Origin of the sequence: Arcobacter sp. CECT 8983 (assembly GCF_004118855.1) — a bacterium.
Taxonomy (GTDB): Bacteria; Campylobacterota; Campylobacteria; order Campylobacterales; family Arcobacteraceae; genus Halarcobacter.
Genome location: NZ_PDKF01000002.1, coordinates 280,291 through 303,656 on the forward strand (window position 1 = coordinate 280,291; position 23,366 = coordinate 303,656).

Genomic DNA, 23,366 nt, shown 5'->3' on the forward strand with positions numbered 1-23,366 from the left:
TTAAATTTATTCGTCACATACTCTAGTATGCTCCTCAAAAATTTAAAACTTCGCCTTGACCTTACAAAAAGCAATCACTTCTTTTACAATCTTAAAAAGGGAGATAATGAAAATCATAACTTGGAATTGTAATGGTGCTTTCAGAAAAAAATACACCTACTTAGAAAATATTAATGCAGATATAATTGTAATCCAAGAATGTGAAAATCCAGAATTTTCAACAAAAGAATACAAAGTATGGTCAAAAAACTATTTATGGATAGGTGATAATAAAAATAAAGGTCTTGCTATATTTGCAAAGCCAGAAATTAAAATAGAACAATTAAATTGGAGTGATGAAAACCACTTATATAAAAATGAAAAGTTAGAATCTTTTATTCCATGTTTAATTAATAATTCAATAATATTAATAGCAATTTGGACAAAAAAAGCAAACTCTGAAGTATTTGGATATATTGGTCAGCTATGGAAATATTTAAAGCTTCATAAAGAAAAATTAGCAAATAAAGAAGTGATAATTATTGGAGATTTAAATAGTAATAGTATTTGGGATAAATGGGATAGATGGTGGAACCATTGCGATGTTGTAAAGGAATTAGAAGAACTAAATATTATTAGTATGTATCATGCTATAACAAAAGAAGAACAGGGTAAAGAGAGCACTCCAACATTTTATTTACAAAAAAAGATTGATAAACCATATCATATAGATTATTGTTTTTTGTCAAAAAGTTTTATTGATAAAAAATCTACTTTAAAGATATTAGACTATAAGTATTGGTTAGAAAAAAGTGATCATATTCCAATTGTTTGTGAAATTTAGGTGTAAAACAAACGAATTTAATCGTTTGTTTTACATTGTAGGTAAGATAAATCTTTCAATTAAATAGTAAGTTCCACTAGCAGCAATACCACCAGCAAGTCCAGCTACGATGTCATCACCCATAACACCCCAACCACCTTTTACATCTCTATCAATTCTTCCTATAATAGAAGGTTTCCAAATATCAAAGATTCTAAAGTACACAAAAGCAATAGGAGCTAAATAATATATATTTTCAGGAGTGATTCCACAAATAGAAAGAGCAATCCACATACCAACAAGTTCATCAATAACAATCTCTTTGCTATCATGTTCTCCAACTTCTTCTTCATACTTATTTATCTCTCTTACAGCAATAACTGAGATTAAAAAAGCAAGTAAGAACATAGTTGATTGTGGAATATACTGTAATAATAAAACACCTAAGATAAGAGATACAAAGCTTCCTACTGTACCAGGTGCTTTTGGGCTTAATCCACTATAAAAAACAGTTAAAAATAGTTTTCTCATTATTTCTTCTTCTCTATTCCAAGTTTTTTTCTCTTTTCCCATAGAGATTTTCTTGAGATACCAAGTTTTTTAGAAAGTTCAGTATCTGGATATTTTGTTTGATATGATAAAACCATCATTTTTACATAATCGTTTATTGTCATTATATTATTTGTCATTAAAAGGTTATCTTCTTTTTCAATCTCTAATTTATTGTAAGGGAAATCTTCTTCTTTTTCTAAAGATACAATAATACATTTTTTATCTTCTATTAGTTTATTTAAATTCTCTTTAGTACTTTTCTTAAGACTATGGTAATCTGTTAGGTATAAGATTCCACTAAACTTTTCATTTACTCTTTTTTGCCAATTATCACTAGATAATGATATAAATTTCATCTGCAAATCAAGTTTTCTAACAAGTTCAAAAGCTAATTTATCTGCACTAATTTGTGAGTTTGTTTCAATAAGAGTTGGAAATGATGTAGGTAATACATGCTCACTTGTATCTACTTCGTTAAACTGAAATTTAAGATAGTCTCTTAATGTTTGTAACTCTTTTCTTATAGATTTACACTCTCTATAGTGATAAATCTTTCTTAAAAGCTCATCCATGATAAATGGCTTCATAATATAATCTTTTGCACCTTCTTTGATTGGGTCTGTAACAGTTTCGTCTGAAATATATGATACAAGAAGTAAAATAATTGAGTCACTATATCTTCTAATAATTGTCTTACATAAAGCAGCAGGTAGTGAAGTAGAAAGTAAAATAATATCGTAATCTTTTGTAAGATTGTCAATATTAGGAGACTCTACAAAATCACAATTATGTCCATCGTCTAGAAGTCTAGAGACAACTTTTTGAGCGAGGTAAATTTCGCTTTCAATAATCAGTATATTCATTTTTTCGTCCAGTCATAGTATTTTAAAGTTGCAATTGATTGTACTGCAACTCCCTCTTTTCGTCCTATAAATCCAAGTTTCTCAGCTGTTGTTGCTTTTATATTTACAAATTGCTTTTCTATGTTTAGTAAAGAAGCAATGCTCTTTTTAATTTCATTCTTATATGGATTTATTTTTGGTTGTTGAGCAATTATTGTTAAATCAACATTAACTATCTCATAGCCTACATTATAAATAAACTCTACAATTTTTTGTAAAAGAATTTTTGAGTCTATATTTTTAAACTCATCATCTGTATCAGGGAAAAATTCACCAATATCTCCTGCTCCACAAGCGCCTAATAAAGCATCAATGAGAGAGTGAATTAATACATCTCCATCACTGTGTGCTTTGAAACCATATGGAACATCAATATTTACTCCACCAAGATACATTTTTTTATTGTCTTCAAAGGGATGTATGTCATAACCCGTACCAGTAAAAAAGTTATTACTAGGAGCACTTAAACAAGATAACTCTTTTAAGTCATCACCAAAAGTTAACTTTTTACTTTTAATAGAACCTTCTAAATAAAAAATAGAACCACCAGTTGCTTTAATAGCAGAACTATCATCTGTAAACTCTTTGTCAGTTTCTAAAGCAGTTTTTAAAATAGTAGTTCTTGAAAGTTGTGGAGTTTGAATAAGTTTTACATTATCTCTATTTATTGTTTCTTCATTATAAATAACTGTATCATTTACTTTTAAAACTGGAACAATACAATCAGCATTTTCTTTTGAATTAATTAATGAAAAAATGACATCTTCAGGAATACAAGCACGAGCTACATCTGTAACCATTACGTATTCAGAATCAACATTTTCTAAAGAATTTTTCATAGATTGTTGTCTAGTATCTCCACCTGCAATAAACTCATAATCATCACTAAAGTTTTGCATATAAGCTAATTCATCTTTTGAAGATGTAATAATTACTTTATCAAATTTGTATAGATTTTCGAGTCTTTTTGTAACAAAAAGCCAGAGTGGTTGATTATCTATTCTAAGCCACTGTTTTTTTGTTTGAAGCCCAAATCTTGTAGAGTTTCCAGCACATAATACTATAAGTGTTACCTTCGACAAAAGACCCCTTTGAGTAAAAAAGTTACAAATTATACTTTAATGTAACTTATGAAATCTTAAAGATCTTCTTCTAATTTATATTTAATAGATTCGATTGCTTTTTCTAAAGTTTCAACTTCAAAACCATACTCAATAGCTTTATTAATAGCTCTTTGAATATTTGAATCAGATAAAGGGTTTTTAATATCTGCTAATATTTTTACTATCTCTAAGATTTGTACTTTTTTTACATACTCTTTAGGACAATTTTCTAAATCTTCTACAAAGCCAATTGAAAAAATAAGGTTATGACTTAAGTTCCAATGTTTAAAAATATTTGCAGTAATTCTAGCACATGAATAACCTACAAACTCTTTTTCAACGCTTGAAAGATTTTTTGTTACTGCTATATGTTCTAGAAACTCTTCTTTTTGTTTGTTTTCTGTGATTATATCAGAGATAATAAATTTCCCAGTTTCTTGTAAGAATGCAGGTAAAAGTAAATCTTCTTTTAAATCTTTGTCAATTTTACTTACCCAAGTGTTAATTATATTTGAAGCTAAATTACATGAAAACATAAAGTCATCAGTAGAAGCCTCATATGCACTAAGGTCAGTTTGAATAAGGTTTTGAATAACTGAACCTAAAGCAATAGAAATTGTAAAGTTTACACCTAAAAGTGAAATTGCACGACTTGGAGTTTCTACTTCACTTACAAACCCAAACATAGCAGAGTTTGCAACTCTTAAAACAGTAGTAATAATTAAAGGGTCTTTTTCAATAATTTTTAATAAATCTAGTGGTTCTTTAGTTGGCATCTTCCTAAACTCTTCTAATTCTAAAACCGAATTAGGTAAAGGAGGTAAAGAGTCAATTTTATCTACTATTAGTTGTTTCATTGTCGTTCCTGAAATTCTATTTTTTTATCATATCAATTAATTGTTTATACTCATCTGTATAAAGTTTTAATAAAACTAGTTTTTGTTCAAGCAAATCATGTTTAGTTATTTTATTAATATATATATTACTACTTGAAAAATCCCTTAAAATAACTTCTTCAATATGTGCTATTGTGTAATTGTCAATATTTTTTATCTTGTGAAAACTATTAATATAAAATTCAACAATATTTTTAAACTTATCATTATCAAAACTATCTAAAGGTTTGTATTTATAAATTTTGTGAATAAGAGTAAGAACTAAAAAAGATGCATTGTTTTTTAATATCTCCAATTCAATCTCTTTATTTGTAAACTCTTTATTTCCAAAGTTAGAAGCAAGACTTAAATCAAAACCATGAAACATTCTTTCAAGATTTAAGAGATACTTCTCAAAAGTATAATCTAAAGGATATTCATTTATATCGTGGTAATGAATATGAGAAAAATAATATAGTTGCTCTCCTATTAGATTATTTAAAATATTTATATGTTTTGAGTCTAAAGGAACTGTTAGTTTTAACATATTCTTTGATTCTTTTAAAATCTGAAAAAAGTTATCTATATTAGGAATTTTATTTTTATTATTAACAAAGGTATTGCAAAGTTCTGTAAAAACTTTTATAAGTAGTAAATAAAGTTTAAACTCTATTTCAAATCTATTTTTATCTTCTTGAAAACTTTGTTTTAATAGTTCTTCGTAAAATCTAAATATTTTAGCAATCTCATTTAGGTCATAAATTGTATTTTTTTTGATTATAAAACTATTGTCAAAAGTAAGAGTATCAATTAACTTTACAAGCTTTATAGCATCTATGTGGTTACTATTAAGTATTAACTTAAGATTTTTCTTTGAGTTTTCATAAAGCTTTGTTAGATTTTTGATACTTTTCATATAAACCTTAAATTATTTTAAACTATTATAATCAATTTGACCTTACATAATTAATAATTTAAAACTAGTTGTTTTAATTAAGTTTCTATAATATAAATTTGATATAATCAGCTTAAATTATTAGATAGGATTTTATATGAGAGATTGGTTAGACAATCATAAAGATGATGAAGTAAGAACTCAAATGTATTATGCTAAAAGAGGCATTATTACACCAGATATGGAGTATGTTGCAAAAGTAGAGAAGATTGAACCGGAACTTGTAAGAGACGAAGTTGCAAGAGGAAGGTTAATCATTCCTGCAAATGTTAATCATAAGCATTTAAAGCCAATGGCTATTGGTATGGCTTCTTCATGTAAGATTAATGCAAATATTGGTTCATCTGCATTAGCATCAGACATTCAAGGTGAAATTGAAAAAGTTGATGTTTCATTAAAATATGGTGCAGATACAATTATGGATTTAAGTACAGGTGGAGATTTAGATGCTATTAGAGCTGCTGTTATTGAGCACTCAACAGTTCCTATTGGAACAGTTCCGATGTACCAAATTTTACATGATGTTAAAGATAAAATTGAAAATTTATCTATTGATGTTATGTTAGATGTTTTAGAAAAACAAGCTCAACAAGGGGTTTCATATTTTACAATTCATGCTGGATTTTTATTAAGATTCATGCCTCATATTGCAAAAAGAAAAATGGGTATTGTATCAAGAGGTGGTTCTTTAATGGCTGCATGGATGATGCATTACCATAAAGAAAATCCATTTTATGATGCTTTTGATGATATCTTAGATATTTGTAGAAGATATGATGTATCTTTATCATTAGGTGACTCATTAAGACCAGGATGTTTAGCGGATGCATCAGATGAAGCTCAATTATCAGAATTAAAAGTATTAGGTGAACTAACACTTAGAGCTTGGGAAAAAGATGTTCAAGTTATGATTGAAGGACCAGGTCATGTTCCATTAAATCAAATTGAAAGAAATATGAAACTTGAAAGAGAGTATTGTCATGAAGCACCTTTCTATATTTTAGGTCCACTTACGACTGATATTGCAGCTGGTTATGATCATATCTCTTCTGCAATTGGTGCAGCTGTTGGTGGATGGCATGGAGCTTCAATGTTATGTTATGTAACTCCAAAAGAGCACTTAGGATTACCAAATGCACAAGATGTAAGAGAAGGTATTATTGCATATAAAATTGCAGCTCATAGTGCTGATATTGCAAGAGGAAGAAAAGGTGCAAGAGATATTGATGATGAGATGTCTGATGCCAGATATGCTTTTGATTGGAATAAACAGTTTGAATTATGTTTAGACCCAGAAAGGGCTAAAGAGTATCATGATGAAACTCTTCCTCAAGATGTGTTTAAAGAAGCAGAATTTTGCTCAATGTGTGGACCAAAGTTTTGTTCATACAAAATCACTCAAAAGATTGTAAAAGATCATGGTGATAAGATTGAAGCAACTGCTACAGCTTAGTATTTTTTAATAAAATGTAAGTTATAAAAAAGGTCAAGTTTTTTTACTTGACCTTTTTTTATTAATGATTTCAATTAAGACAAAAATTATCCTATTTGAAATATAATGTCGTGAAAATTTAAGAAATAAAATTTATTTTTCTTGTTAAAAGAAATTAAAAATTAAGGTCCCTAAAAACAGGGACTGTTTTAAGGATAAAATATATGGCAACTATAGCAGATATAAAAGAAGAGTTATCAAAAGTTATATATCCAGGTTTCCAAAAATCTATTGTTGATTTTGGTTTCGTAAAAGATATTCAAGTTGATGCTGATGATGCCTGTACAATACTTTTAGATATTACTTCAAGTGCTGAAGAAGTAGCTTCAAAACTAGAAGAAGATATCTCAAAAGTTTTAGGTGAAATTGGTGTAACAAATGTAAATTTAAAAATTTCTAAGCCAGAAGCTCCCAAACAACAAAGTAATAGTGTAAGTGGAAGTAATATTGCTCCACAAATTAAAAACTTTGTAATGGTAAGTTCTGGAAAAGGTGGAGTTGGTAAATCAACTACTACTGTAAACTTAGCAATAGCAGCAGCAATGCAAGGTAAAAAAGTAGGTATTTTAGATGCAGACATCTATGGACCAAATATTCCTAGAATGATGGGTTTAAATGGACTTGAAGTTGAGGTAGTTGGAAATAAAGCTAAGCCTTTTAATGCCTTTGGCGTTTCAGTTATGTCAATGGGTTCTTTAATGGAAGAAGGGCAATCTCTTATTTGGAGAGGTGCTATGATTATGAAAGCTATCCAACAATTATTAAGAGACATTCTTTGGGAAGATTTAGACATTTTATTTATTGATATGCCTCCAGGAACTGGTGATGCACAATTAACTCTTGCACAAAGTGTACCTGTAACATGTGGTATTAATGTTACTACTCCTCAACATGTTGCACTTGATGATTCAAGAAGGTCTTTAGATATGTTCCAAAAACTTCATATTCCTATTGGTGGAATTATTGAAAATATGAGTGGATTTATTTGTCCTGAATGTAATACTGAGTCTGATATCTTTGGACAAGGAACTTGTGAAGATTTAGCAGATCAATATAATACACAAGTATTAGGATTACTTCCTATTGAACCAGCAATTAGAGAAGGTGGAGATGGTGGTAAACCAGTTGTTTATTTCCAACCTGAATCTGAATCTGCAAAAAGATATATGAAAGCTACAGAAAAATTAATTGCTTTTGTAGAAGAAAATGCAGGAAAAGCAGAAAATGCTTCTATTCAACCAACTACAGCTCCAGGACAATCTGCTTGTTCTACAAGTGGTGCAGCAGCTTCTAAGTCTGAACCAAAACAAGAATCTTCATCTGGTGGATGTGGAACTGGTTGTGGTTGTCACTAAATAAAAAGAGCTTTTGCTCTTTTTATTATTACTTTCAGTAACTTTCTTTATTCTATTTTTTATTGAGACTTCTAAAATTTCCAAAAATTTAAATATTATTATAAACTTTAAATAAAGACAAAAGGAGTTTACTATGTTTTTAACTGAAATTTTTACATTTGTTGTAGTAGGATTATTAGCTTTTATGGCAGCTAGTTTTGTAGTAAAACACTTTATTAGAAAGAAAGAGAAAAAAGCCTAGATTTTAGGCTACTTTTCTCTAGAGTTTTTTTCTTCAATTCCAGATAAGCTAAATCTTCTAGAAAGTTCTTGCTTTACTCTATCTGGATTAATTCCTTTACTAGAAAGGGCAACTAAACTATGATATAGTAGATCAGCTGCTTCATAGATAATCTCTTCTTCATCATTATCTTTAACTGCAAAAGTAAATTCTCCAGCTTCTTCTACAATCTTTTTAAGCATAGAGTTTTCTTTACCTTGAAGAAGTTTTGCAGTATATGATTTTGTAGGATCATCATTTTTTCTTGATTCAATTACATGGTATAAAGTATCAATCACGCCATAGGCATTAGTAGTATTTACTTCTACGTCAAGTTTAACTTCATCATTTTCTAAATCAGTAAAGAAGCATGACTTTCTTCCTGTATGACAAGCAACACCATTTTGGTTTACTTTTAATAAAACAGTGTCATTATCACAATCAACCATGGTAGAAACAACTTCTTGCGTATGTCCAGAGCTTTCACCCTTTTTCCATAATCTTTGTTTACTTCTACTGTAATAATGAGCTTGTTTTATTTCAAGCGTTAGTTTAAGTGCTTCTTCATTCATATATGCAAGCATTAATACTTCATTAGTAGTTGCATCTTGTGTGATAACAGGGATTAATCCATTCATTTTTTGCCAGTCAATTTTTTCAGTACTCATTTAAAATCCGTGATAGTAAATTTATTAAGAGGAAAAACTCCTCTTAATATTATTGGTTAATTGCAGTGTCTCTTGATTTATTTTTAGTGTCAACCCAGATATTTGGAGTTGAGCCACCAGGTGTTAAGAAAATCTTAGCATCTTTGTTTTCTCTAAGAGCTTCGTTGAATTTACCTTGAACTTCAATTTGTTGCATATGAAGTAATTTAGGTGTAAGTGAACCTGCAATTGCTTTATTTGCAGCTGCTTGTGCTTTTGCTTCAATAGTTACAGCATCTGCTCTACCTTGCGCTTCAATTCTGTTTTTGTCAGCCTCACCCTTTGCAAGTGCAGCTTTTTTCTCAGCTTCTTGTTTAGCTCTTAAAACTTCGTATCTTACTCTTTCTGATTCTTGGTTAGCAATTTGAACTCTTTCAATTTGCTCTTTAATCTTTGGAGGAAGAACAATCTCTCTTAATTGAACTGATTCTACAGTTACAGGTTTTTCTTTAAGAGATTCGATTTCAGTTCTAATTCCATTTTCAATCATAGTTGCAATTTCATTTCTTCTAGTTGGTAATTCTTCTGCGTTAAATCCACCAACAACATTTCTTACTATGTTTCTAACAACTGGGTTAACGATTTTATCTTCCCATCCTGGACCCCAAGTAGCAATTGTTAAAGGTGCTCCTGAAGCAGTAAGTCTATATTGAACTGTTAATTCAATTGAAACTGGTAAACCCCTTGCATCAAGAATGTTAATAGCAGGGTTTAATTTAATACTTTGGTCAAATCCATTACTACCACTAGTTTCCACTGAAGCATAATTAATAAGTCTAACTTTTGTATCAACTACAATAACTTTTTGGAATACTGGAATATATAAATGGAAACCAGGATTTAAAGGTCTATCTTCATACTTACCTGTTGTAACTTTGATACCCACTTGACCAGATTCAATGATTACAAAGGGTTTAAAGATAAATAAAGCAGCTAAGATGATGATAATTACATAAATAATCCCAGCTTTTTTACCGAAGTTTTTAAAAAATTCAGGTGGCTCAAAAGGAGGTTGGTAATTACCACCTCCACCGTTATTGGAGTTGTTACCCTTGTTTTGTTGTTGTCTATTTTTAAAATAGTCGTTATCTATTGGCATAAATTACCCTTTTTTTTGTTTTAGTTTATATAAGTTAAATATTTCTCATATTTTTCATTTTTACCTTGAACTGCATCAAAGTAAGCAGTCTGTAAGGCTTCAGTAATTGGACCTCTTTCACCAGCTCCAATAACTCTACAATCAATCTCTCTAATAGGAGTTACTTCAACAGCAGTTCCTGTGAAGAAAGCTTCATCAGCAATATAAACCTCTTCTCTTGTAAGTCTTCTTCTTACTACTGTATATCCTAAATCTTCAGCTAAATCAATAACTGTAGCTTGAGTGATAGACTCTAAAGAGTTGTCATTTGGAGGAGTAATAATTACACCATCTCTTACGATAAAGAAACAAGCACCAGATGCTTCTGCAATATAACCTTGGTCATCTCTTAATAAAGCTTCATCATATCCAGCTTCAACTGCTTCAAATTTTGCCATTTGAGAGTTTAAGTAGTTTGCAACTGCTTTTGCTTTTCCCATACCAGATGTATTTGGGTTTCTAGTCATAGATGCAATTTTAACTCTTACACCTTTTTTCATTCCCTCTTCACCTAAATATGCTCCCCATTCCCAAGCAGAAATAGAAACATTTACAGGTGCATCTTTATGATATAGACCCATAACACCATAACCTAGATATACTAAAGGTCTAATATATGCTCCCTCAAATAGTTCATTTTTTTGTAATAATTCAACTTGAGCATCGTTTAATTCATCTGCTGTAAATGGAACTTCAATAAGAGTCATTTTAGCAGAATTAATTAATCTTTTAGTGTGCTCTTTTAATTTAAAAATAGCACATCTTCCATCATGTGTTTTATAAGCTTTAGTACCTTCAATTGCACCATTCCCATAATGCAATGTGTGACTTAAAACATGAACTTTTGCGTCATGCCAATCAACAAATTTTCCATCCATCCAGATGTATTTTGCTTCTGTCATTTATCCATCCCTATAAATAAAGTAATTGTTTTCAATTTACTTTTTGATTTTTGTCTGATAGTTTATCCAAGCTTGCTTTAAATTAAAGTGAATGATTGTTTTTACCTTTAGAACTATTAATTATATTAAACTAATGTGAATTTAACATGGAGTTTTTTTAAGAATATTTTCTTTTTAATTTGATATTATCCAAATAAAAAATTAAGGAGAATATTATATGTCTCAACAAGAGTTTTGGAACAGTAAATTTTCAAGAGATGGATATCTTTATGGAATAAAACCAAATAGTTTTATAGCAAGCAAAGTAAAACTTTTAAAAAGAGGTGCAAAAGTTTTATGTCTAGGTGAGGGTGAAGGTAGAAATGCAATTTTTTTAGCAAAAAAAGGTTTTGAGGTAACTGCTATTGATGCTTCTGATATAGGTCTTAAAAAGTTAGAACAAAGAGCAAAAGAAGAAGATTTAAGTATCAAAACTATTTGTCTTGATTTAAATGACTGGGAAGCAAAGGAAAAATATGATGGAATAGTTGCCTCATATTTACATATGTATGAAGAAGATAGAGCAAAATTATTTGAAAATATTAATGAATCATTAGAACCTGAAGGTATATTTATTGGAGAATTCTTTTCTGTAAATCAGTTAAATTTCTCAAGTGGTGGACCAAAGGATGAAAAGCTTTTATATAAAGTAGAAGATTTTAAAAATCATTATGCTTTTTGTGATGCAGATGTTAAAGAGCAAATTACCATCTTAGATGAAGGAAAAGGGCATCAAGGTGAAGCTAGTGTGATAAGAGTTTTACTTTCTAATAATTAAAATTATACAACAAACCCCATACATTTAATAAAAAATTTAATATTAAATAACTACAATTATGAAAATTATTATCAAAAAGGTAGATTATGGATATTAAAAAAACTCTAATGGGGTTTGCATTTCTTGCAATAACAAATTTAAGTGCTCATGATTTTTGGGTAGATTCTCAAAATAATAGTGACCTTTCTTTTAACATTGGATATGGTCATGACTTTCCAAAACTTGAAAAAATACCAGAAGAAAGACTAGAAATTTTTGAAGCTTTAAAAATAACAGGTGAAAAACAAACTATTGAACTAAAAAAAAGTTCAACTGTTAACTATAATTATGAATTAAATCAAAAACTTGAAGATGGTTCTTATATCTTATCAGGTGTTTATAAACCAACTTATTGGACAAAAGATGAAAACTTCAAATGGTTTCAAGGTAAAACAAAAGATGAAATAAAAACAAAAGCTACTTTTTGTGAAAAAGCACACTTTGAAGCAAAAAATATCTTCTCTATAGGAAATAAACATAGTGATATTATTACTAAACCTATCGGACACAAACTAGAAATAGTTCCTTTATCTAACCCAAAAGATTACAAAGTAGGAAAGCCATTTAAAGTTAAAGTTTTATTTAAAAATAGACCTTTAAAAGTATCAGCTGTAAAAGCTACTTTAGAAGGATATTTAAAAGGTAAATTTGCATACTACGGAACAACTGACTTAAGAGGTGTTACAGAAATATTGCCACTTAAAGCAGGTAGATGGTTAGTAAAAGCAGAAGTAAAAAAAGAGTTAGAAGATAAGAGTAAATGTGATGAAGAGATAAATGTTGCAACATTAACTTTTGATATAAAAGAGTAAGCAACAGATTAAAGAGTTTGCATGTTAGAGTATTATAAAGAAATCTCTTACTACTTACTAAGACTTACAAAAGATAAAGATTTAGCTAAGGATCTTACTCAAGAGACTTATGCTAAAGCTTTAGAAATAGATAAAAAAACTGAAAATACTACTATTCAAAAAGCATATCTTTATAAGATTGCCTACAGTCTTGTTGTAGACAAAGTAAGAAAAAATAAAAAAATATCTTATACAAGTTTCGAAGAAGAACAATACTCTATTCCTAAAAAAGAGTGTCCAGATGAAATTTTAATTGAAGAAAAAAAAGAACAAAAATTAAAAAAATGTATTAGTACTCTTTCAAGAAAAAACAAACAGGCTTTTGTTTTACACATTTATAAAGGATATACGCGAAAAGAAATTTCTGAAATCATGGGTATAAGTGTAAATGCAGTAGAAAAAAACATAACAAGAGCAATGTTGAAAATAAAAGAGCAAATGAAGAAAGAGTATTAATGGATTTATTAGAAGAAATAGATAAAAAAGCAATATCTTGGATAATAAAAGAGCAAGAAGGTTTAAGTTTAAAAGAAAAAAATGACTTGAAAAAATGGCTAGAAAATATAAACCATGCAAACTCATATAATGAAAACAAAAAACTTTTTTTTGACTGTAAAAATTTAGATGAAGAATTTTTGAATGAATGCCTAGATAATACTCATAATTCAAATATCTTTTATAAGAGTAAATATCTTGTGGCTTCCATAATAGCACTGCTTTTTGTATGTGCTTTTCTTTTGGAACAAAACAAAAATAAAATACTCTTTTCTAAAGAGTTTAGTAGTAAAAATGAAAAGATATTAAATATAGCATTGGAAGATAGCTCTTTAATAGATTTGGATATAAAATCAAAAATGAAAGTAGAATATTATAAAAACAAAAGAGTAGTGAATTTTCATGAAGGAAAAGCCTTTTTTTCTGTTGCTAAAGATAAAAATAGACCCTTTTTTATTAAGATGAAAAATGCTCAAATTGAAGTTTTAGGAACAAAATTTGAGGTTTCAAACTTAAATGATAAAGTAAGTATAAATGTTCTTAGTGGAATAGTTAAAGTAAGTCATATCTCTGATTCAAAAAAGAAAAAAGATCTAATTCAGTTAAAAAAGTCTGAAAGTTTTTCTTTGGATAATAAAGGTAATATTTTGGATTTTAAGAAAACTAATTTATCCCAAATAGCAAGTTGGAAAAATGATTTGATATACTTTGAGAACCATACTTTAAAAGATGCAGTAAGCTTTTTCCAAAGGTACATCAATAAAAAAGTAGAGTTTGATTCTTATGAGTTGTCTCAACAAAAAATCTCAGGTAAATTTTCCACAAAAAATTTTGATGGATTTATTGATTCCATTAAACTTTTGTATTCTCTTAAGATTGAAGAAAAAGAGAAAATCTTAAAAATATCAAAAAAATAAAAAATATTCTGTCCGTTTTTAATACTTTATTCGTTTAAGCTACTAGAGATAATAGTTCTCAAAATCATAAAAAGAAAAAAGGAAAAAAATGAAGCTATTAAAAAGTTCATTAGTTGCCCCAAGTTTAGCTTTTCTTTTAAGTGTAAATCTTTTTGCCCAAGAGTCATACACAATAAAAGATAAAACTTTAAAAGAGGCATTGGAAATTATATCAAAAAAATCAAAGTTGTCATATATTGCAAAAGATAAGCTTTTAGAGTCAAAAAAAGTAAATGATATTGAAAATATAAATGAGGTAGAAAAAGCATTAGAAGAACTTTTAGCAGGAACAGGTTTAGAAGCAGTTGTAAATAAAAATACAATTATTATCAAAGAAAAAAACAGTAATGCCTCTTCAAAAGATTCTGATAATTTAGGTGAAGTAAATGTAACTGAAAGCTTACAAAATAAGATGGCAAACAAAAACTTTTCAAGTGATGCAAATCTAGGATTATTTGGTGAATCAAATATAAAAAACGTACCAATGTCAGTGGTTACTTTTACAAAAGATAGTATTAAAAATAATCAGGCTAGACAATTAAGTGATTTAATTACGCAAGACTCTTCTGTACGAAGCTCAGGAGCATATGGAGATAATGCGGAATCCTTTTATCTAAGAGGTGTTCCTTTAGGAGATTGGAATCAGGGAGAATATGCTTTTGATGGAGTTTATGGTGTTGCTCCAAATTATAAAGTTCCAACAGATCTTTTTGATGCAGTATCTGTAGTAAAAGGACCAAGTACAATTCTTTTTGGGATGTCTCCAAAAGGAAATACAGGAGGAGCTATAAACTTAGTTCCTAAAAGAGCTTATAAAGATTCAAATGAGATTGAATTAAGATATACAAATGATTCAAAACCAGGAATTGCAACTGATATTGCTAGACGATTTGGAAAAGATAAACAGTTTGGTGCAAGGCTAAATTTAGCTTATGATAGTGGTGACTCTGTTATTGATAACTTAGAGAGTGAATCTTTTAGTGGTTCATTAAGTCTTGACTATATATCTGATAACTTTATTACAAGTTTAGATTATATCTCAACTTTTGAAAATATTGATGCACCTTTTAGAAGATTATATATAGCTGATGGAGTAGATTTAGCTAGTGCACCTGATAATAATTTTAATCTTGCACAAGATTGGGAATACTCTAATGCCGATGAAAATCTAGCTTTATATAAGTTTGATTACTTTTTTAATGAGAATACACAAGTTGGTTTTTATGTAGGAGGCGGACAGTCTAATGTAGATAGATTATTTCAAAAAGGAGCAGTACTTCAAAACTCAAATGGTGATGTAAAAACAAATTTTAGTAATGGTAAGTTTGATGTTTCAAGATTTACATATGGAATTAAAGCAAACAGTTCATTTAAAACTGCATCGTTGAATCATAGAATAAATGTTGATGCTTCTTCTTATGAGGGAAAAGTTAAAACTAGAATAAACACTGATTCTACAAAATATGATAGTAATATTTATCATCCAACAAAAATATCTAAAATTGATTTAGTCCTACCAGATGATAAAAGAACAGATACCATTTTAGAATCTTTTGCTATCTCAGATACGATTTCAAATGAAGCTGAAGATATTAGATTTACTTTTGGAGGAAGATATCAAAATGTAGAAACAATAAATTATGATATATCAGGTGATAAAACAAGTCATTATGATGACTCAAGATTTTCACCTTTTGTAGGACTTGTTTATAAACCAATAGAAGATTTAAGTTTATATGCAAATTATTCACAAGGCTTAAGTGCAGGACAAAATGCTCCTGCTGGAAGTGCTAATGAAGGTGAATCTTTAAAACCATATAAAACAACTCAAATAGAAGTAGGAGCAAAATACAATCACAATAATATTGATTATTCTTTAGCTTTATTTGATATGGAAAGAAAAAAAGCAGAAACAGGCAAAGATAATGTATATGCTTCAACTATGAAACTACAACATAGAGGTATTGAAATTTCTGCTTTTGGAAAATTAACTCAGACAGTTCGATTCTCTTCTGCATTAACATATATGAAAACAGAAATTAAAGAAACAGAACAAACATATTCAAATGATGAGGTAGGTGGTGCTCCAGAGCTTTTAGCAAATATAGGTTTAGATATTGATATCCCTTTTGTAAAAGGATTATCTTTTGGGAATTATTTAATTTATAGCGATGAACAATACGTAAGAGATGGTTCAACAGTAAAACTTCCTTCTTGGACAAGATGGGATATGGGCTTAAAATATGAAACTAAATACAATAAAAATGATTTAACTGTTATGTTTGATGTAGATAATGTGACAAATAAAGCATATTATGAAGGAGCTTCTCAATGGGGACATATCTCATCAGGAGAACCAAGAGTATTTAGTTTAAGTCTAAATTATAAATTCTAAAACTAAGAAAGTAGGGCATTGCTCTACTTTTTTACAACTAAGTTGCATTTGATTTTTACTTTTATTGCTTAACAATTTTTTAACCATAATTTAAATAGACTATCTTACTTTTATAATAACTATAATCAAAGATAATCAAAAGAAAATAGAGAAAAAATGGTAGACATACAAAAACTAATAGAAGAGAAAGTTATAATTATTGATGGAGCTATGGGAACACAACTTCAAATAGCAGACATCAAAGATGAATACTGGTTACACGAAGGGGTTAATTTAGAAGGTTGTAATGAACTTCTAAACTTAACAGCACCACATATTTTAGAAGGCATCCATGATGCTTATGCTGCATCTGGAGCTGATTTTATTACTACTAATACTTTTGGTTCTATGCCATGGGTTTTAGATGAGTATGATATTCCACAAACTTCATATGAGCTTTCACGTCTTGGGGCCGAGCTTGTTAAAAACTCTTGTGACAAATATTCAACTCCTGAAAAGCCAAGATTTGTATTAGGTTCTATTGGACCTGGAACAAAGCTTCCTTCTTTAGGACATATCACATATGATGAGATGTTTGAAGGTTATAAAATCATGGCACAAGGTTTAGTTGATGGTGGAACAGATGTATTCTTACTTGAAACTTGTCAAGACCCATTGCAAATAAAAGCTGGACTTCATGCTCTAAAAGCAGTGGCACCTGAAATTCCTATTATGGTTTCTGTAACGATTGAACTTAGTGGTACTATGCTTATTGGAACTGATGCAATGACAATTGCAGCAATTATGGAACCATTTAATATTTTATCTTTAGGTTTTAACTGCGGTACTGGACCAAAACAAGTTTTAAAGCATGTAAAAACTTTAAGTGAAGTATGTAAATTCCCAATTTCTGTTCACTCAAATGCTGGGCTTCCTCAAAATAGAGGTGGACAAACCTATTACCCAATGCAACCAAAAGAGTTCACAGAATTAACAAAAGAGTTTTTAGATTTTAATGGAGTTTCATTTTTAGGTGGTTGTTGTGGTACAACTCCTGAGCATATTGAAGCTTTAGTAAAAGCAGTAGATGGAATAGTTCCTAAAAAACCAAGTGGATTTTTAAAAGCATCACTTGCATCACTTTTTAACACAGTTCCACTAAAGCAAGACCCAGCACCACTTCTGATTGGTGAAAGAAGTAATGCTACTGGTTCAAAAGCTTTTAGAGAATTACTTAAAGCTAATGATTATGAAGGTACTTTATCTGTTGGTCAACAACAAGTACGTGCTGGAGCCCATGTTATTGATGTATCAGTTGGATTTGCAGGTCGGGATGAAACAGGAGATATGGATAAAGTAGTATCTTTATATTCTCAAAAAGTTTCATTACCACTTATGCCTGACTCAACGCAAGTTCCAGCTTTAGAAGCAGCTTTAAAACAAATTGGTGGAAGATGTATCATAAATTCTGTTAACCTAGAAGATGGGGAAGAAAAGTTTGATACAGTTTGTAAATTAGCTAAAAAGTTTGGTGCAGCACTTGTTTGTCTTGTAATTGATGAAGTTGGTATGGCAAAAAGTAAGGAAAGAAAACTTGAAGTTGCAGAAAGAATCTATGATTTATGTGTAAATAGACATGGATTTAAACCTGATGATTTAGTATTTGATATGCTTACATTTACTATTGGTTCAGGAGATGATGAGTATAGAACAGCTGGTATTGAGACACTTGAAGCAATTAAAGAATTCCAGATACGTCATCCAGAAGTTGGAACTACTCTTGGACTTTCTAATATCTCATTTGGACTTGACCAAAAAGCAAGAATATATCTAAATTCAATTTATCTTGACCATTGTGTAAAAGCTGGTCTTACGTCTGCTATTGTAAATGTTAAGCACATCTTGCCACTAAATAAAATTTCTGATGAGGATAGAAAAGCTTGTGATGATTTAATCTTCAACAATCAAGAAGATGGTGACCCACTATTTAAGTTTATAGAACACTTTGCAAATGTTGGAGATATGGAAGAGCAAAGTGATGAAGAATATCAAAAACTAGAACCAATAGATAAAGTAAAAAAACTTCTTTTAGATGGTGATAAAGATAGAATGTTACCACTAGTTGAAGAGTTAAGACATAAAGTAAATCCAGAAATAATAGTAAATGAATGGCTAATTGATGGAATGAAAGTTATTGGAGAGCTATTTGGTTCTGGACAAATGCAGTTACCATTTGTACTTCAAAGTGCAGAGACTATGAAAGCAACAGTTGATGCTTTAAACCCATATTTACCAAAAGAAGAGAAAGCTAGTGAAACAGTTTTAGTATTAGGAACTGTAAAAGGTGATGTGCATGATGTTGGTAAAAACTTAGTTGATATTATTCTTTCAAATAATGGATTTAAAGTAATCAATATTGGTATCAAAGCTGATTTAAATGACTTTATCATAGCAGTAAAAGAACACAAAGCACAAGCAATAGGAATGAGTGGTTTACTTGTAAAGTCAACAGCTGTTATGAAAGAAAATCTTGAAGAGCTACAAAAGCAAGGTATTGATATTCCTGTACTTCTTGGTGGAGCAGCACTTACAAAAAGTTTTGTAAATGATTATTGTAGGTCTATTTATGATGGTCCAATTTTTTATTGTAGAGATGCTTTTGATGGTGTTGTTTCAATGCAAAGAATTGAAGATGGTGACCTTGAAAACACTTCCCTTGCCGCTGATTTAGTAGATGAAGAAGAAATAGCACGAAAAGAAGAAAAAGAAGTAGTTATCAATGAAGAAGATGTAGTTCTTCCAGAAGCAGGTGAATTTACTTTCCCTCCACTTTGGGGAAGAGTTGCTTTAGATAATAAAGCTATTGATAAAGATTTAGTATTTAAATGGATTAATCATAGAGTTTTATTTAGACAAAGATGGGGATATAAAAGAGCTAAAAATTCAAAAGAGAAGTTTTTAGAGCATGAAAAAAATGTGGTTGAACCTATTTATGAAAGATTAAAAGAAGAGTTTATAGAAAAAGAACTTTTTGACCCAATTGCTATTTATGCTTATTATCCTTGTATTTCAAAGAAAAATAAATTGTATATTTTTTCTGAAGAGTATGCTTTTCATTCAGAAGAAGAAGCAAGAAATGTGCCACCATTAGAAAAAGCAATAAAAGTAATGGAGTTTCCACGGCAAAAAAAGAAACCACATAGATGTATAGCAGATTTTTTCGCAAATGATAGACTTGATGTAGTTGCCTTTACTTTTGCAAGTGCAGGATTAAAGCTTACTCCATATGAAGCAGCACTTTATAAAGAAAGTAAATTTACAGAGTATTATCAAGTACATGGCTTAGGAGTTGAGTTAGCAGAAGCTTTAGCAGAAGTTTTACACAAGCAAGTAAGACTTGATTTGGATATTGTTCCAAAAGAAGGAAATACTTTATATGATGTTCAAATGAAACAGTATGTAGGTTGTAGATACTCTCCTGGATATGCTGCTTGTCCTGATTTAGAACAAAGTAGAGATATGTTTGATTTACTAAAACCAGAAGAGTTTGGAATAGAGTTAAGTGAAACATTCCAAATTCACCCAGAGCAATCAACGTGTGCAATTGTAGTGCCTCACCACAAAGCAAACTACTACAATGTATAATATAATGAAATCTTAGATAAAATGATTTCAACAATAAAATAGGAAAACAAATGCCTCATAGAGAAAAAAACATAAAAGATAGAATATTAGACTTTGTTTATATTTTATCAAAGCAACCAATTTTATTAAGAGATTTACTTGATGCAAATAGACAATATAATGAAGGTATGCATGTAGATCCAGCAAGATTAGGCTTTAGATTAAAATTAGGTCGAGCTTATTTTTTATATATTATGCTTGTCTTAGCAATTATAGTACCTCTTTCTGCTATATTACATAAGCCTTTAGCAAATATTGACCCACATATTTCTATTTTAGGAGCTATGGTAATTACAGCAGTGATTTTTATAGGATTTAATTTTTTCAGAGCTAAACTTAGAGATGAAATTACAAAAAGACAAATCAAAAAATCATGGAGACTTAGATTCCCGTACTTCTCTTATGAAGAGTATAATCAAAAAATAGAAGAGATTTATGAGCGGGCAATTAAAGATGAAATATCTAAAAAAGATTTAGAACGATATATCTTAGATAATCTTGTAGAAGATTAGTCATAAAGGGCTTTTAGCTCTTTATTTCTTTCTTGTTTTAACTGCATATCAATATATTTTGCATTGATATCTTTTTTAGATTTTATTGCAATTGTTTGTTTTCTTTTTCCTGTAGGATTTATCTCAAAAACTTCAAACCCAGCTTTATATAAAGATAGTCTTACATTACTTGCTATTGAATAGGTGGTTACTATAACTTCATTGTTTGAAGCATTAAAAATATCTTTGAAATATTCAACAGTCCAAAGCTCACGATTTACTTCCGAGCTAAAAGCATCCTGATATACGATATCTAGATCTTTAATTGTTTTTATATATTTTCTTGCATTGCCAATGAAAAGTTCTATTTGTATATTTTCATCTTTGTACTTTTTTGTTTCAAGTAGTTCTTTTATAATATGAGATATTTTTTCAAACTCTTGCGGAAACTCAAACTCTTTTAAAGACTCAATTAGTTTATCGTCTAGTTCAGGAGAAAAGATTTCTATCTTTTTATCAAGATTATTCTCTAAAATATAGTTAATAGTAGAAAAAGTGTTATATCCTAAGCCAAAACAGATATCCAATATTTTTAAATATCTCTTTTCTTTGTGAAAATTAAAAGCAGGAAGAACATGTTTTATAAGAGATTCTTGTATGGCTCCTGTTTTTAAATCATGAAAGTGTTGATTATATTTTGTAGAATAAAGTGTATTAGAATTATCTTTTGTTTTTACAAGCATGTTTGGAACTAAGCCAAAGGGCTTAGTTTTAGTTTCCTAAAGAGTTTAACTTTTCTTCTGAAAGGAAAAGTTCTTTATTTGACATTACACCAATTTTTTGGTCTAAAATGTCTTGTGCAATCTGTTTTGCTTCTTCTAATGAGTGCATTTTATATGTACCACATTGAAACTCATTTAACTCTGGAATATCATTTTGTGACTTTACATTTAATACATCTTCCATAGCTTGCTTCCAAGCAGTTGCAACTTGTTCTTCACTAGGATTACCTAATAAACTCATATAAAAACCAGTTCTACATCCCATTGGAGATACATCAATGATTTCTACAGTATCAGAGTTTAAATGCTCTCTAATAAATCCTGCGAAAAGGTGCTCTAAAGTGTGAATACCTTTTTCTCCTAACATTTTTTCATTTGGTACACAGAATCTTAAATCAAAAACTGTGATAATATCTCCTGATGGAGATTTCATTGTCTTTGCAACTCTAACTGCTGGTGCTGGCATAATTGTATGGTCAACTCTAAAACTATCTAATAATGGCATTTTATAAACCTTTCTTTTGTGATTATTTTTGGATTTTAGCTAAATAAAGTTAAATGGATGATTAGTATAAAAAAGTAGTATTCTCATATCAAATAGCTTTAGAAGGACGACGTTAGGAGTAGGAGTACTTGACGGGGTGCTATTTGATATGATATTGAATTTTAAGAGGCTGCTATCTCTTAAAAACATAATATCAGTATAACAGAAAATAAACTACGCATATTAAAATAACTGTTTAGAAAATATGCAATTATAATTATTTTTTGATATTATTGTATTTTATAATAGAAAAAAGGATTGGTTTTGAGTACCGAGTTTTTATTGACTTCATTAATAGTAGTTTTAATTCCAGGAACTGGTGTAATATATACAATATCAATGGGAATTTTTGCAGGAAGAAAAGAAAGTTTTTTTGCTGCAATGGGTTGCACTTTAGGAATTATTCCCCATTTGCTAGCTTCAATATTTGGACTAGCTGCAATTTTACATACAAGTGCAGTAGCCTTTCAAATAGTAAAAATCATTGGAGTTTGTTATCTCTTTTATTTAGCATATATGATGTATAAAGAGACAGGTTCTTTACAAATAAAAGGTAAGCAAAAACAAAAAGGACTTTACAAAATAGTATTAAGAGGTTTTTTAATTAATATTCTGAATCCAAAACTTTCAATCTTTTTTTTAGCTTTTTTACCACAATTTATTTCTTCTTCTAGCACTACAATTGTAAGTGAAATGTTACTTATGTCCTTTGTATTTATGATTATGACTTTTGTTGTATTTGTTATATATGGTTTTTTTGCTCACAAGTCAAGTACATTTATTCAAGATAGTCCAAAAATAATGCAAAAAATTCAAAAAGGATTTGCAGGTATTTTTGTATTATTAGGAATGAAACTAGCTATTTCAGAAAGATAAAGAGATTTTGTTAAAAGTTCTTATTTTTAATAATATCTTTTAGATAAGCTTCTGCTTTTCTTTTTTGTAAATATGCAAAAACAACTATTAGTATGACTCCTATTCCATATGTTAATAAAATAGCAAGAACTACAAGAATAGTTAAAAGTAAAGTATCATGAAGTTCTGCATCTACTTGAACCTCTTTTGAATCAAGTGTAACTTTTGTATTAAATCTAAGAATAGTATTTAGCTTGCACTTTTGTATTTCAAAACTGTTGTTTCCTTTGATTGATTCACAATTTTGATTCTTAAGTAGTTGTGCGTATAAAGAGTCTAATAACTCTTTATTATCTCTTTTTAGTGTCTGTTTTATTGATACATTAAATAGGCTCATTGCTAACCTTTTTTATTTTAGTATATCAAGTTAGTAAAA

22 protein-coding genes are annotated in these 23,366 nt (G+C 29.3%); 11 read left to right on the top strand and 11 right to left on the bottom strand.

The features are described from left to right. Nucleotides 1-106 precede the first annotated feature (106 nt). Entirely contained in the window at nt 107-823 is a 717-nt protein-coding gene (locus CRV01_RS01420) for an endonuclease/exonuclease/phosphatase family protein (RefSeq protein WP_129006343.1), read from the top strand. Nucleotides 824-853: 30 nt separating this feature from the next. Here CRV01_RS01420 and CRV01_RS01425 read toward each other — a convergent pair whose 3' ends face one another. The 5 genes from CRV01_RS01425 to CRV01_RS01445 are packed head-to-tail and all read right to left on the bottom strand — an operon-like array spanning nt 854 to nt 5,150. Next, nucleotides 854-1,375, bottom strand: a complete 522-nt coding sequence (locus CRV01_RS01425) for a phosphatidylglycerophosphatase A (RefSeq protein ID WP_375234255.1) — start codon at nt 1,373-1,375, stop codon at nt 854-856. After that, the gene (locus CRV01_RS01430; protein WP_129006345.1) at nt 1,333-2,217 is read right to left on the bottom strand and encodes a response regulator; all 885 of its coding nucleotides are present in this window, start codon (nt 2,215-2,217) and stop codon (nt 1,333-1,335) included. Before CRV01_RS01430 ends, CRV01_RS01425 begins: the two co-directional genes overlap by 43 nt. Beyond that, nucleotides 2,214-3,338: a bifunctional 2-C-methyl-D-erythritol 4-phosphate cytidylyltransferase/2-C-methyl-D-erythritol 2,4-cyclodiphosphate synthase gene (locus tag CRV01_RS01435; protein WP_129006346.1), complete on the bottom strand. Its 1,125-nt coding sequence runs from the start codon at nt 3,336-3,338 to the stop codon at nt 2,214-2,216. Before CRV01_RS01435 ends, CRV01_RS01430 begins: the two co-directional genes overlap by 4 nt. Nucleotides 3,339-3,394: 56 nt before the next feature. Next, complete coding sequence (locus CRV01_RS01440; RefSeq protein ID WP_129006348.1) at nt 3,395-4,216, bottom strand: HDOD domain-containing protein; 822 nt, start codon at nt 4,214-4,216, stop codon at nt 3,395-3,397. A 16-nt stretch (nt 4,217-4,232) separates the two neighbouring features. Further along, the gene (locus tag CRV01_RS01445) at nt 4,233-5,150 is read right to left on the bottom strand and encodes a hypothetical protein (RefSeq protein WP_129006350.1); all 918 of its coding nucleotides are present in this window, start codon (nt 5,148-5,150) and stop codon (nt 4,233-4,235) included. A gap of 136 nt (nt 5,151-5,286) precedes the next feature. On the opposite strand from CRV01_RS01445, the gene thiC reads away from it, so the two are divergent. Together thiC and CRV01_RS01455 are read left to right on the top strand one after the other, a co-directional pair. Then, nucleotides 5,287-6,642, top strand: a complete 1,356-nt coding sequence (gene thiC / locus CRV01_RS01450) for a phosphomethylpyrimidine synthase ThiC (RefSeq protein ID WP_129006352.1) — start codon at nt 5,287-5,289, stop codon at nt 6,640-6,642. A 203-nt stretch (nt 6,643-6,845) separates the two neighbouring features. Further along, nucleotides 6,846-8,036, top strand: coding sequence for an Mrp/NBP35 family ATP-binding protein (locus tag CRV01_RS01455; protein ID WP_129006354.1), 1,191 nt, complete (start codon nt 6,846-6,848; stop codon nt 8,034-8,036). A gap of 249 nt (nt 8,037-8,285) precedes the next feature. Here the strand turns inward: CRV01_RS01455 and hisIE are convergent, their stop codons facing one another. The 3 genes from hisIE to CRV01_RS01470 are packed head-to-tail and all read right to left on the bottom strand — an operon-like array spanning nt 8,286 to nt 11,042. Next, nucleotides 8,286-8,963: a bifunctional phosphoribosyl-AMP cyclohydrolase/phosphoribosyl-ATP diphosphatase HisIE gene (gene hisIE / locus CRV01_RS01460; RefSeq protein WP_129006356.1), complete on the bottom strand. Its 678-nt coding sequence runs from the start codon at nt 8,961-8,963 to the stop codon at nt 8,286-8,288. A 49-nt stretch (nt 8,964-9,012) separates the two neighbouring features. Further along, nucleotides 9,013-10,101 (bottom strand): prohibitin family protein, encoded by a 1,089-nt coding sequence (locus tag CRV01_RS01465; protein ID WP_129006358.1) that lies wholly within the window; start codon nt 10,099-10,101, stop codon nt 9,013-9,015. A 20-nt stretch (nt 10,102-10,121) separates the two neighbouring features. Then, complete coding sequence (locus tag CRV01_RS01470) at nt 10,122-11,042, bottom strand: branched-chain amino acid transaminase (protein ID WP_129006360.1); 921 nt, start codon at nt 11,040-11,042, stop codon at nt 10,122-10,124. Nucleotides 11,043-11,259: 217 nt separating this feature from the next. On the opposite strand from CRV01_RS01470, the gene CRV01_RS01475 reads away from it, so the two are divergent. From CRV01_RS01475 to CRV01_RS01505, 7 genes are all read left to right on the top strand, one after another. Beyond that, nucleotides 11,260-11,859, top strand: a complete 600-nt coding sequence (locus tag CRV01_RS01475) for a cyclopropane-fatty-acyl-phospholipid synthase family protein (RefSeq protein WP_129006362.1) — start codon at nt 11,260-11,262, stop codon at nt 11,857-11,859. 86 nt (nt 11,860-11,945) lie between these two features. Continuing rightward, on the top strand, nt 11,946-12,710 hold the full coding sequence (locus CRV01_RS01480; protein WP_129006364.1) for a DUF4198 domain-containing protein: 765 nt from the start codon (nt 11,946-11,948) through the stop codon (nt 12,708-12,710). A 21-nt stretch (nt 12,711-12,731) separates the two neighbouring features. Further along, nucleotides 12,732-13,205, top strand: coding sequence for an RNA polymerase sigma factor (locus CRV01_RS01485; RefSeq protein ID WP_129006366.1), 474 nt, complete (start codon nt 12,732-12,734; stop codon nt 13,203-13,205). Further along, the gene (locus tag CRV01_RS01490) at nt 13,205-14,161 is read left to right on the top strand and encodes a FecR family protein (RefSeq protein ID WP_129006368.1); all 957 of its coding nucleotides are present in this window, start codon (nt 13,205-13,207) and stop codon (nt 14,159-14,161) included. Before CRV01_RS01485 ends, CRV01_RS01490 begins: the two co-directional genes overlap by 1 nt. An 88-nt stretch (nt 14,162-14,249) precedes the next feature. Then, entirely contained in the window at nt 14,250-16,595 is a 2,346-nt protein-coding gene (locus CRV01_RS01495; protein ID WP_129006370.1) for a TonB-dependent siderophore receptor, read from the top strand. Between the two features lie 156 nt (nt 16,596-16,751). Then, nucleotides 16,752-20,219, top strand: coding sequence for a methionine synthase (gene metH, locus CRV01_RS01500; RefSeq protein ID WP_129006372.1), 3,468 nt, complete (start codon nt 16,752-16,754; stop codon nt 20,217-20,219). A 50-nt stretch (nt 20,220-20,269) separates the two neighbouring features. Next, nucleotides 20,270-20,770, top strand: a complete 501-nt coding sequence (locus CRV01_RS01505; RefSeq protein WP_129006374.1) for a hypothetical protein — start codon at nt 20,270-20,272, stop codon at nt 20,768-20,770. On the opposite strand, the gene CRV01_RS01510 is transcribed toward CRV01_RS01505, so the two are convergent. Together CRV01_RS01510 and luxS are read right to left on the bottom strand one after the other, a co-directional pair. Then, nucleotides 20,767-21,492 carry a tRNA (5-methylaminomethyl-2-thiouridine)(34)-methyltransferase MnmD gene (locus CRV01_RS01510; protein WP_129006376.1) on the bottom strand — a complete coding sequence of 242 codons (726 nt, stop codon included), beginning with the start codon at nt 21,490-21,492 and terminating at the stop codon, nt 20,767-20,769. The genes CRV01_RS01505 and CRV01_RS01510 overlap by 4 nt on opposite strands. A 28-nt stretch (nt 21,493-21,520) precedes the next feature. Beyond that, a complete protein-coding gene (gene luxS, locus CRV01_RS01515) occupies nt 21,521-22,036 on the bottom strand; it encodes an S-ribosylhomocysteine lyase (protein ID WP_129006378.1) in 516 nt (171 codons plus the stop codon). 303 nt (nt 22,037-22,339) lie between these two features. Here luxS and CRV01_RS01520 point away from each other — a divergent pair, with 303 nt between their 5' ends. Next, nucleotides 22,340-22,951, top strand: a complete 612-nt coding sequence (locus CRV01_RS01520; protein WP_258238281.1) for a LysE family translocator — start codon at nt 22,340-22,342, stop codon at nt 22,949-22,951. 10 nt (nt 22,952-22,961) lie between these two features. On the opposite strand, the gene CRV01_RS01525 is transcribed toward CRV01_RS01520, so the two are convergent. Then, on the bottom strand, nt 22,962-23,327 hold the full coding sequence (locus CRV01_RS01525; RefSeq protein ID WP_129006380.1) for a hypothetical protein: 366 nt from the start codon (nt 23,325-23,327) through the stop codon (nt 22,962-22,964). Nucleotides 23,328-23,366 lie beyond the last annotated feature (39 nt).

Coding starts and splice junctions, on each gene's coding strand:
- CRV01_RS01420 (WP_129006343.1), top strand. CDS start 107: ATGAAAATCATAACTTGGAATTGTAATGGTGCTTTCAGAAAAAAATAC.
- CRV01_RS01425 (WP_375234255.1), bottom strand. CDS start 1,375: ATGGGAAAAGAGAAAAAAACTTGGAATAGAGAAGAAGAAATAATGAGA.
- CRV01_RS01430 (WP_129006345.1), bottom strand. CDS start 2,217: ATGAATATACTGATTATTGAAAGCGAAATTTACCTCGCTCAAAAAGTT.
- CRV01_RS01440 (WP_129006348.1), bottom strand. CDS start 4,216: ATGAAACAACTAATAGTAGATAAAATTGACTCTTTACCTCCTTTACCT.
- CRV01_RS01445 (WP_129006350.1), bottom strand. CDS start 5,150: ATGAAAAGTATCAAAAATCTAACAAAGCTTTATGAAAACTCAAAGAAA.
- thiC (WP_129006352.1), top strand. CDS start 5,287: ATGAGAGATTGGTTAGACAATCATAAAGATGATGAAGTAAGAACTCAA.
- CRV01_RS01455 (WP_129006354.1), top strand. CDS start 6,846: ATGGCAACTATAGCAGATATAAAAGAAGAGTTATCAAAAGTTATATAT.
- hisIE (WP_129006356.1), bottom strand. CDS start 8,963: ATGAGTACTGAAAAAATTGACTGGCAAAAAATGAATGGATTAATCCCT.
- CRV01_RS01465 (WP_129006358.1), bottom strand. CDS start 10,101: ATGCCAATAGATAACGACTATTTTAAAAATAGACAACAACAAAACAAG.
- CRV01_RS01470 (WP_129006360.1), bottom strand. CDS start 11,042: ATGACAGAAGCAAAATACATCTGGATGGATGGAAAATTTGTTGATTGG.
- CRV01_RS01475 (WP_129006362.1), top strand. CDS start 11,260: ATGTCTCAACAAGAGTTTTGGAACAGTAAATTTTCAAGAGATGGATAT.
- CRV01_RS01480 (WP_129006364.1), top strand. CDS start 11,946: ATGGATATTAAAAAAACTCTAATGGGGTTTGCATTTCTTGCAATAACA.
- CRV01_RS01485 (WP_129006366.1), top strand. CDS start 12,732: ATGTTAGAGTATTATAAAGAAATCTCTTACTACTTACTAAGACTTACA.
- CRV01_RS01490 (WP_129006368.1), top strand. CDS start 13,205: ATGGATTTATTAGAAGAAATAGATAAAAAAGCAATATCTTGGATAATA.
- CRV01_RS01495 (WP_129006370.1), top strand. CDS start 14,250: ATGAAGCTATTAAAAAGTTCATTAGTTGCCCCAAGTTTAGCTTTTCTT.
- metH (WP_129006372.1), top strand. CDS start 16,752: ATGGTAGACATACAAAAACTAATAGAAGAGAAAGTTATAATTATTGAT.
- CRV01_RS01505 (WP_129006374.1), top strand. CDS start 20,270: ATGCCTCATAGAGAAAAAAACATAAAAGATAGAATATTAGACTTTGTT.
- CRV01_RS01510 (WP_129006376.1), bottom strand. CDS start 21,492: ATGCTTGTAAAAACAAAAGATAATTCTAATACACTTTATTCTACAAAA.
- luxS (WP_129006378.1), bottom strand. CDS start 22,036: ATGCCATTATTAGATAGTTTTAGAGTTGACCATACAATTATGCCAGCA.
- CRV01_RS01525 (WP_129006380.1), bottom strand. CDS start 23,327: ATGAGCCTATTTAATGTATCAATAAAACAGACACTAAAAAGAGATAAT.